This is a genomic window from Myxococcus sp. AM010, from assembly GCF_013372585.1.
Taxonomy (GTDB): Bacteria; Myxococcota; Myxococcia; order Myxococcales; family Myxococcaceae; genus Myxococcus; species Myxococcus vastator.
The window spans coordinates 1-9,529 of record NZ_JABXEO010000145.1; the positions used below are offsets into that span (position 1 = coordinate 1).

A 9,529-nucleotide genomic window follows, 5' to 3' on the forward strand; every position below is an offset into this window, starting at 1 on the left:
GCCATGTGTCGCGGTGGCTCCCAGGACATGGACGGGGTGCCGGGGGAAGGTGGGGATGCTCCTATCAGAAGACCACTGGCCCGGTCCCTGGACGGGGCCCCCGCCGCCAGGAGAAACCCCTCACCGGGCAAGCACGTCATGCCCCGCTGTCGAGCGGCTTACCGTGCTGTCGAGCGCCGCCGCTGCCGCTTGCTCTTCGCGAGCGCGGCGCGGAGCATCGCTCGACGCTGCTTCTCCGCATCATCGAGGGGAGGTGGCTCCTCGAGGCGGGGGAACGTCAACGCGACCTTTCCTCCGAACGGCGCGAAGACTTTGTTGAGCGTCTCGAGCGTCGGGTTCGCGTCTGGCTCGTCCTCGAGCTTCGCGACGACGCTGGTGGAGAGCTTCACCGCGTGCGCGAAGGTCTTCCGGTCCATTCCCAGCATCGTGCCGCGAAGGATTCGCGAGGCGTCTCCGAGACTGAGCTCCCCGCTGGCGACCATCGCGGCGAGCTCTTCCATGAGCGCCTTTCGTTCGAGCGAGGTCATCCGGGCGACGTCAGCGCGCTTCATCCGAAGCTCCGGAGGAGCGCATCCCAGTCGACTGCTCCACCGGCCTCGTACCCTTCCCACGTCGTGGTGCGGGTGATGCCGCCGAGGTCCATCTTCATCGGAGCGAAGCCGAAGGTGGGCGCGAGGCGGACGGTGCAATCCGTTTTGAGCACGGCGATGGTCTTGTCCTACAGGGGTTGTCCGAGTCGCCGCAGCCACCAGCGGCGAGCACTGCCCATGGGTCGCACGTCATCGAGGAACGCTGGCCAACGGCATCAGACCTTTCCCTCCTGCTCTGCGCCTGGAGAGGGACCCCCATATAGTCCTTTATAACGGATTCAAAAGACTCAGGATGCGGACATTCATCCGTTATATCGGATTAAATTGGCTCGGCGGCGCGCGCTTCATCCGTCATGACGGATTCACTCAAGTGTTGAGGCAGACGCCTTTCCGGGAGGGACGGCTGGGCTGCGTGCCGAGCCAGCTTCGACCTCCTGCATCGTCGCGTGCCGAGCTCCGTGTGACTCCGGTCCACACGCAGTGCGGAAGCCTGGGCTCCCGGACGGATTTCCAGCACGCTGGGTTTGCGCCGAGGGAATGTCGCGTGCAATCACCCGTTCCGGGGCGCGTAGCAACCAGCGCGACGTGCAACGCAGCGGAGAGAACCTGACGTGAGTATCCGGGTCGATGTGTGGGAGGGGGCGCGCATCGCGCTGTTCTCGTTGCGTTCCAACCGCCTGCGGACCGTGCTGACGACGGTGGGCATTGGCGTGGGCGTGTGTACGCTGCTGGCCATTGTCGGCATCATCCAGGGCATCAACCGCTCCTTCGAGGACCAGCTTTCGAGCATTGGCGCCAACACGCTCCAAATCTCGAAGTTCCCCTGGACGCTCAACGGCGACTGGTGGACGTACCGCAACCGCAAGGACCTGAGCGCGGACCTGGTGCCGCCCATCCTCAACGCGTCCGAGCACGTGCTGGCCGCGGCGCCGCTCTTCTTCGAGCGCGTGGAGGCCCGCTTCCTGGACCGGAAAATCGGTTCGGTGGTGCTGGTGGGCACCACGCCGGACTACGCCACGGTGAGCTCGTTCATTCTGGAGCGGGGCCGCTTCCTCACCCACGCGGACGTGGACAACCGGGCGCAGGTGGCCGTCATCGGCGCGGAGCTCGTGCGCTCGCTCTTCCCCGGCGTGAACCCGGTGGGGCAGCGCATCCTCTTCGAGGGCAAGCCCTTCCGCGTGGTGGGGACGTTGGAGGCCAAGGGCACCATCCTGGGAGAGAACCAGGACCTGGTGGTGATGGTGCCCTTCCGCACCTTCCTGGCGCAGTACGGCAAGAAGCGCTCGCCCAACATCGCGGTGGCCGTCACGTCGCCGGAGCATGCGCCGGCGGTGGTGGACAAGCTCACCGCGGTGCTCCGCCGGGAGCGCAACACGCCGCCGGGACTGCCGGACGACTTCGCCATCAACCGGCCAGACCAGCTGGCCAACATGTACGCGCAGCTCACCGGGGCGCTCTACGGCGCGGCCACGGGCGTGGGCCTCATCACGCTGCTGGTGGGGGGCATCGGCATCATGAACATCATGCTGGTGTCGGTGCGCGAGCGGACGCGGGAGATTGGCGTCCGGCGGGCGCTGGGCGCCAGGAAGCGCACCATCATCCTCCAGTTCCTGATGGAGGCCTCGTGCGTGTCCGCCCTGGGCGGCACCCTGGGGACGGTGGTGGGCCTGGGGCTGGCGCGCATCGTGTCCTTGATTACGCCATTGGCGGCGGCGGTGGAGCCGCTGACGGTGGTGGCCGGCGTGGGGTTCGCGGCGATGGTGGGGCTGCTGTTCGGCATCTGGCCGGCGGCGCGGGCGGCGAACCTGGATCCGGTGGAAGCGCTTCGCCACGAGTGACGGACGGGAGACGGCGGCGATGATGGCAATCTGGGACACCCTGCGGCTGGCGTTCGGAACGTTCCGTTCCAACCTGCTGCGCTCCTTCCTGACGCTGCTGGGCATCGTCATTGGCGCCACCACGGTGGTGTCGATGATGGGGCTCATCGAGGGCCTGCGCATCCAGGTGAATGAGAGCATGTCCGAGCTGGGCTCCGACTGCTTCCAGGTGCAGCGGCTGCCCTTCGGCGGAAACCTGTCCCTGGCGGAGCTGGCGCGGCGGCCCCGGCTGCACGAGGGCGACCTGGAGGCCATCCGGCTGCAGCCGTCGGTGCTGCTGGCGGCGGCGGAGGACTCCAAGGGTGGACAGAAGGTGTCCACGCAGCAGCGCGAGTCGCGCCCCAACGTGACGGTGTGGGCCGGCACGCCGGAGTACTTCCAGACGAACTCCGTGGTGGTGGAGTTCGGGCGGCCCTTCACGGACGCGGAGTACCTGGATGGCCGCCGCGTGGCGGTGATTGGCCAGGACCTGGCGGACACGCTGTTCCCGGGCGTGCAGCCCCTGGGGCAGCACATCCGCATCCTGGGGCGCAGCTTCCAGGTGATTGGCACGCTCAAGCGCCGCGGCAGCTTCATGGGCGGAGGCAGCCAGGACAACCAGGTGATGATGCCGCTGTCCGTCTACAAGGCGCTGTTCGGGGTGCGCAACTACCGGGTGAGCATCCAGGCGCAGTCGGCGGAGGTGCTCCAGCGCGCGCAGGACGAGGTGACGCTGCTGATGCGGCGGCGCCACAATCTAAAGCCCCTGGAAGAGGATGACTTCTTCGTGTTCTCCAACGAGAGCGCCACGGAGATGTTCAACAACATCTCGAAGGTGATCTCCGCGGCCAGCTTCGGCGTGTGCATGCTGTCGCTGCTGGTGGGCGGCATCGGCATCCTGAACATCATGCTGGTGGCGGTGACGGAGCGCACCCGGGAGATTGGCATCCGCAAGGCGCTGGGGGCGAAGAAGCGGCGCATCCTCGCGCAGTTCGCCATTGAGGCGGTGGTGCTGTCGCTGGTGGGGGGCGTGCTGGGCGTGGGCATGGGCATGGGCCTGGCGCAGCTGGCGAAGTGGATGGTGGGGCTGCCCGCGCAGGTGCCGGCCTGGGCGGTGGTGCTGTCGCTGGCCATGAGCAGCGGCGTGGGCCTGCTGTTCGGCATCTACCCGGCCGCGCGCGCCGCGAAGCTGGACCCCGTGGAGGCCATGCGGACGGACTGACACCGCGCGGGTGCGGCCCAAGGGCTGGGAATGAAACGGGGCCTCCTCCGCGCGGTGCGGCAGGAGGCCCCAGGTGTTTCAGCACGTGCGTCCGTGGACTACGGACACGGGGTGCCGCAAATCAACTTCCCGGTGAAGGGGTCCTTCCAGCAGGGCGGCTGGCAGTCGTCGGCGACGGCCGTGGCCGGCGTCATGGTGATTCCCAGGCCCAGCACGGCGGCGGCGGCGGTGAGGACGACGGCGATTCGGAGGTGCTTGCGAGCAGTCATGGCGGTCTCTCCAGCAGCGGTGTCCATACAGCGCGGCGGAGTGTGGAGCCCCGGTCTGACAATCACAATGCGCCGCGTGTTACACGCGCTGCGTCTGAGACTGAAAGGGCTTTTGGCGAAGCACCGTGCGTATGTGTTAAACAGACGCAGCGGAACTATTGCGTGTGTCCGTCTGGGCGAGGTCCGCCGCCTGCCCATTGATAGCCCAACGTCGCGCCCACGCCGATGAATCCCAGGGCGATGAGCCGACGGCCGCTCATCAAGCGGGCGCTGGGCTTGGACAGCTTCACCAGGGCCTCGTGGACGATGACGCCCAACAGCGTGCCCAGGGCCGCGCCGCCGAGCGCGCCCAGGTAGGCGCGGCCCGGGTGGTGGCTCTCGCCGAAGGCGAGCTCGCCCAGGCCCCACGTCCCGAGCGCCGTCAGCGGCGGGGTCAGCACGAAGCCGCCGCCGAAGGCCACGGTCTCCAGCTCCATCCACCGCCCCGGGCTGGGCGCCGAGGGGCGGAAGAAGAGGAGCCGCGAGGGCATGGCCCCCAGGAGCATCCCCGCCGCCGTCTGCGCCGCCGTGGCGCCCACGCGCGTGTCCCCGCCCACGCGGCTGGCGCCCCAGACGCCGGCCACGGGCAGCAGCGCGAGCCCGCCGTGCGCCACCCAGGCCCCCTTTGGGAGCGGGACGTCCTCCGGTTCGATGTACGTGGGCACCGCCGCCCTCTCCGGTGAGGGGGCGGCGGGCGTGTCCAGGTCCCTGGGAGGTGTTTCAGCAGGTGGCGCGTCGCGCAGCGGGGCGTCCGCGGCGACCGCGTGACTCAATGCGGGCAGCAGGCAGCCCAGCAGCAGCGTGCACGCGGCGGTGGAGCGTCGGTGTGAGGGCACGTTGGGCATGGCGACACGCGGTGTGTCCCGAAGGTGCGCACGCAGGGCGGGGGCTTCCACCCCCACGGTGGAGCGGTGCCGGCCGCGCGTGCCGGGGTGTCTTCCGTGAGACACCGGCAGGTGCGCCGCGGGCCAGGGGCGCTTAGCTTCCGGCGGTGAAGCTCGCCTGGCTCGTGCCCGTGGCGTTGATTGCCGCCGGGTGTCCCGCTCCCAATCACCGGCATGACCTGCGGCTGCGCGCGTTGCCGGGGAGCAGCCCGGAGGCGCGCTCGCTCGCGTTCTTCCAGTCCTTGGGCGTGGCGCTGGTGCCGGGCCACCGCGTGGAGTTGGTGGAGAACGGCTTCATCTTCGACGCCATCGAGGAGGAGATTCTCGCCGCGCACTCCAGCATCCACATCACCAGCTACATCTGGCGGCCCGGGGAGCCGTCGGACCGGCTGGTGCGGGCGTTGGCGGCGCGGCGGCCCGGGGTGGCGTGCCGCGTGCTCGTGGACCCGCTGGGCAGCGTCAACTTCGAGGCGGTGATTCCCGCGCTGGCGGCCAGCGGCTGTGACGCGCGCTACTTCCGGCCCATCCAGGGCGACTTCGCGGCCCTGGATGCGGTCCGCCTCCGGGCGCGGAACCACCGGAAGATGGTGGTGCGGGATGGCGAGGTGGGCATCACCGGCGGCTGGGGCATCTGGAAGAGCTGGATGGGGAATGCGCAGAGCGCGGAGTACTGGCGCGACATGAACATCCGCGTGGAGGGCCCGGCCGTGAAGGAGATGCAGGTCGCCTTCGCCCAGAACTGGCAGGAGGCCGGTGGAGACTTCCTGCCGGCCACGGACTTCCCGGAGCCCCGCTACGCGGGCGACGCGCGCGCGGGCTTCGTGGCCAGCACGGACAACCGCTTCCTGTCGGATGCGCGGCGGATGACGCTGCTCACCATCGCGGCGGCGGAGGAGCGGCTGTGGATTGCCAACTCGTACTTCATTCCCTCCGACGCCATCAGCGACATGTTGTTGGAGAAGGTGAAGCAGGGCGTGGACGTGCGGGTGCTGGTGCCCGGGCGGCACCACGACGTCGGGCCGGTCCACGCGGCGCAGCGGGCGTCCTATGCGCGCTTGCTGGAAGGCGGCGTGCGCATCTGGGAGTACGAGCTGTCCATGATGCACTCCAAGACGATGCTGGTGGATGATTCGCTGTCCGTCGTGGGCTCCACCAACCTGGACCCGCTGGCGTTGACGACGTTGGAGGAGTGCTCGGTGGTGGTGGAGGACGTGGCGCTGGCGGCGCAGCTCGCCGCGTCTTTTGAGAAAGATATACGCCACTCTCGAGAAATCCACTGGAGCGGGTGGAAGCGGCGTGGGCTTTTGCAGAAGCTGGGTGAGCGGCTGCCGTGGTTCATCAGCAACTATCTCTGACGCCGCCGTGCAGGGCCGGATGGTAGAAATCGGGCATGGCTCGTGCCCGCCCGACGTCGCCTCGCTGCCCTCGTTGTCATGCGCCCATCGTCCTCGAGGAAGGCCGGGTGCTCTACACCTGTGGCTACTGCAACGCCTCCATCGACACGCAGGGTGAGAAGGCGCCGCGTCCCGAGTATCAGGCGCCGGCCTCGACGGAGGCGGGACAGAACTCGGCAGGCCTAGTGGTGGGAGGCGCCCTGGCGGTCTGTTTCATCGCGGGGCTCGTGGTCTTTTACAGCGTCAATTCCGCCACGGAGTTCACCGACGGGCCCATCCCCTCGCGCGGGCCGGGGCCGTCTCCCGTCGTCGCGGCGCCTCTCGTGGTGGAGAAGGCGAAGTTCCAATGGGACTCCCAGGGTGTTCCCCTCGCCGTGGACCTCAACGGCGATGGAACGGACGACATCATCGGCCGTATCCGTCGCCTCAGCTCCGTCGCCGGGAAGACGGAGACGCGCAACCAGGTCGCCGCGTTCGATGGGAAATCGTTCGACCTGCTCTGGGAGGCGGACCTGGAGGGGACGGCCTCGGACTTGTCCGGCACCGTGCACGTCGTTCACCAGGGCGGCCGCCTGGTGATGAGTGAGCCGGGCGCGGTGCACCTGCTCGAGCCTGGGACAGGCAAGGCGCTCGGGCGGGTGGCGCTCTCGGACAAGCCTGGCCGGCTCTGCATCCCCGAGGAGGACACCGAGTCCGTCTGGGTCGAGGTGGTGGATGGGCAGAACCTCCTGCTCAACACGAAGACGGCGACGGCCCGGCCCGCCATCGAGCCGCCGCCTGCCTGCGCGCTGGCCAAATGGAACCACCACGCCTGTTTCCTTCCGGCGTTCAGGAAGAGCGACGTCCCGTGTGCGCGCCCGCGCAACCTCCCCACCGTCCCTGGCTTCCGCGCGGAGCACGTCTACAAACTCGAGGACCTGGACGTCGCGCTGGGAGAGCGCAACCCCGGGAGCCGGGTGCCCATGGTGTCGGTGTTCCGGCGGGGCGAGAAGCCCGCGCTCTGGACGGAGAACGTCGCGGACATGGACCCCCGGAACGTGAAGGAGTCCACGGTGGACGTCATCGAGTTCTCCGAGGACGCGCTCTTCATGGTCTACGCGTTGAAGGAAGGCGGAGAGCAACTCGTTCGCAGGGACCTGCGGACGGGGCGCGTGGGGTGGGACGTCCCCATCCCCAACTCGAAGAGCGGCTCGGGCACATCCCGAATCCGGCAGTACGGTGGGCGCGTCTATGTTCCGCATTGGGTGTGGCTGGATGTCTTCGACGCGAAGACGGGCAACCTGATTGGCACCCTGGGCGCGTGGTGACACGGGCGCAGTGTCCGCCTGCACGCAGACATGAGCGGGGCTGGCAGGGGTGAAATCGCGCGGGCGCGCGGCCAGTCGTAGAGTCGGCTCATGGACACCCGGCATGTCGTGGAGCGGGCCCTCGTGCGCGAGGCACGGCCCGAGGATGACGCGGTGGTGGGGGACCTGTTGGTGGAGGCCTTCCTCACCCAGTACGCGAAGAAGCATCCGGACGTCGTCTATGACGACGAGCGCAAGCGCGAACTGCGGGACGTCGCGTCCCGGCGCGAGGTCGCCACCGTGCTGGTGGCCGAGGTGGACGGGCAGGTGGTGGGCACCGTCGCGCTCTTCAAGCCGGGCGCGCCCGGCTCCGAGGCCTGGCTGCCCAACGCCGCCAACCTGCGCGGCCTGGCCACCGCCGTGAGCCACCATGGCACCGGGCTGGCCCGGCCCCTCATGGACGCCGCCGAGGCCCTGGCCCGCCAGTGGGGCGTGGACACCGTGTGCCTCCACGTCCGCCGGGGCGTGGAGGGCGTGGGGCGCATGTACCTGCGGCGCGGCTACGTGCGCGAACCCGTGGGCGACCTGGACCTGCCCACGGTGTTCCTCGAAGGCTACGTGCTGCGCCTCAAGGCGGACTGACTTCAGCCGCGCAGCGGCAGGGTGAAGGCGACCTGGACCTGCCCACGGTGTTCCTCGAAGGCTACGTGCTGCGCCTCAAGGCGGACTGACTTCAGCCGCGCAGCGGCAGGGTGAAGGCGAGCTGGAAGCGCGTGCCCGCGTGCTCCGGGCGGACGGTGGCGGTGACGTGCACGCCGCGGCCGTTGTCCGTGGCCACCAGCTGGCCGCGCAGCTGCCCGTTCTCCGTGGCGCCCCGGAAGAGGAACACCTCGGCGGCCTGCGAGAAGATGGCGTCCACGTCGTCGCCGCCCGTGCCCGCGGGGAGCTGGTCCCGCACCCAGGTGGCGAAGCGCACGATGCGCCCGGTGAGCAGCTGCGCGGGCAGCGGCACCGCGTAGCCCCCGCCGAACACCATGGGCGCGGCGGCCAGCAGCACCGCGTCCGCGTTGCGCCCGCTGCCCAGGCCCAGGATGCCGCGCTCCTCCAGCCGCGCCTGCGCCCGGATGGGGAGGAAGTGCTCGGTGGGAAGGCTCAGCCCGGTGTCGCGGCCGGTGGACAGCTCCCACATGGCCGGCGCCTTCAGGCCGCCCTGCTGGCCCATGATGCGCGCGAAGGCGCTGGTGTCCCGGAAGCTGGCCGCCAGCATCGCGGCCACCGCCAGCGCGGGGCTGGTGAAGCTCACGCGCCGGGCCGCGCCGCGCCCCTCGCTGGCCACCACCACGCGGTTGATGACGGCGCACAGCCAGCGCGCGGACTCGTCCTGGCGCAGCGCCGTCCAGGCCTCGGAGACCTGCTCGAGCTCCTCCTCCAGCGCCGCGGCCAGCTCCGCCTGCGCCACGCCCAGCAGCGGCGCGGACACGGCGGCCACCACCGGGAGCTGCGCGCGCTCGCCCAGCGCCGCGAGCTTGCCCAGGAGGGCGACGTCGTCGGTGGCATCCGCGAGGAAGACGGCGTCGGGGCGCTCGAAGGGCTCGGCGTCCAGCGCGCCCTGCACCGCGTCCAGCAGCCCTTCGCGCGCCACGTCCAGCACCTCCACGGTGATGCCCGAGGACGCGGGCACCTGGTCCAACAGCCACTTGAGGCCGCGCCACGCGGACTCCAGGTGGGCCACGGGCTCGGCGCCGAGCAGGTCCTTCGCCGTGAGGAGCAGCGCCTCTTCCACCAAAGCCCGGGCCGTCTGCCGGGTGGCGGCCTCCGGCGTGACGACGGGCGCGGGCGTGGCGGGCATGCGCGGATTGAGGGCGCGCAGGAAGGCATCCACCGCCCGGGACGCGGCGGCGGGCGTGCCCGCGTCGGCGCGGCTGAGGAGCGTCTCCACCAGGTCCTCGTTGGCTTCGGTGGGCTCGGCCGGAGCGGTGGGGGCGGGCG

10 protein-coding genes are annotated in these 9,529 nt (G+C 69.9%); 5 read left to right on the plus strand and 5 right to left on the minus strand.

All coding sequences use genetic code 11. The annotated features are described in order from the left end of the window. Positions 1-158 precede the first annotated feature (158 nt). Both HV826_RS34935 and HV826_RS34940 read right to left on the minus strand, forming a co-directional pair. Positions 159-551 carry a hypothetical protein gene (locus HV826_RS34935; RefSeq protein WP_176421353.1) on the minus strand — a complete coding sequence of 131 codons (393 nt, stop codon included), beginning with the start codon at positions 549-551 and terminating at the stop codon, positions 159-161. Beyond that, positions 548-703, minus strand: a complete 156-nt coding sequence (locus HV826_RS34940) for a hypothetical protein (protein ID WP_176421354.1) — start codon at positions 701-703, stop codon at positions 548-550. Before HV826_RS34940 ends, HV826_RS34935 begins: the two co-directional genes overlap by 4 nt. Positions 704-1,201: 498 nt before the next feature. On the opposite strand from HV826_RS34940, the gene HV826_RS34945 reads away from it, so the two are divergent. Together HV826_RS34945 and HV826_RS34950 are read left to right on the plus strand one after the other, a co-directional pair. Further along, positions 1,202-2,428, plus strand: a complete 1,227-nt coding sequence (locus HV826_RS34945; RefSeq protein WP_176421355.1) for an ABC transporter permease — start codon at positions 1,202-1,204, stop codon at positions 2,426-2,428. Between the two features lie 19 nt (positions 2,429-2,447). Beyond that, positions 2,448-3,668, plus strand: a complete 1,221-nt coding sequence (locus HV826_RS34950; protein WP_176421356.1) for an ABC transporter permease — start codon at positions 2,448-2,450, stop codon at positions 3,666-3,668. Between the two features lie 98 nt (positions 3,669-3,766). Here HV826_RS34950 and HV826_RS34955 read toward each other — a convergent pair whose 3' ends face one another. Both HV826_RS34955 and HV826_RS34960 read right to left on the minus strand, forming a co-directional pair. Continuing rightward, complete coding sequence (locus HV826_RS34955; protein ID WP_176421357.1) at positions 3,767-3,937, minus strand: hypothetical protein; 171 nt, start codon at positions 3,935-3,937, stop codon at positions 3,767-3,769. A 155-nt stretch (positions 3,938-4,092) separates the two neighbouring features. Continuing rightward, positions 4,093-4,821 (minus strand): hypothetical protein, encoded by a 729-nt coding sequence (locus HV826_RS34960; RefSeq protein ID WP_255217564.1) that lies wholly within the window; start codon positions 4,819-4,821, stop codon positions 4,093-4,095. Between the two features lie 146 nt (positions 4,822-4,967). Here HV826_RS34960 and HV826_RS34965 point away from each other — a divergent pair, with 146 nt between their 5' ends. The 3 genes from HV826_RS34965 to HV826_RS34975 all read left to right on the plus strand — a co-directional run bounded on the left by HV826_RS34965 (position 4,968) and on the right by HV826_RS34975 (position 8,182). Next, positions 4,968-6,215 (plus strand): phospholipase D-like domain-containing protein, encoded by a 1,248-nt coding sequence (locus tag HV826_RS34965; RefSeq protein WP_176421359.1) that lies wholly within the window; start codon positions 4,968-4,970, stop codon positions 6,213-6,215. A 35-nt stretch (positions 6,216-6,250) separates the two neighbouring features. After that, positions 6,251-7,561, plus strand: a complete 1,311-nt coding sequence (locus HV826_RS34970; RefSeq protein WP_176421360.1) for a PQQ-binding-like beta-propeller repeat protein — start codon at positions 6,251-6,253, stop codon at positions 7,559-7,561. 90 nt (positions 7,562-7,651) lie between these two features. Next, complete coding sequence (locus tag HV826_RS34975; RefSeq protein WP_176421361.1) at positions 7,652-8,182, plus strand: GNAT family N-acetyltransferase; 531 nt, start codon at positions 7,652-7,654, stop codon at positions 8,180-8,182. Between the two features lie 91 nt (positions 8,183-8,273). Here the strand turns inward: HV826_RS34975 and HV826_RS34980 are convergent. Continuing rightward, positions 8,274-9,529 (minus strand): type VI secretion system contractile sheath domain-containing protein (locus HV826_RS34980; protein WP_176421362.1); only part of this gene is annotated, 1,256 nt, incomplete at its 5' end.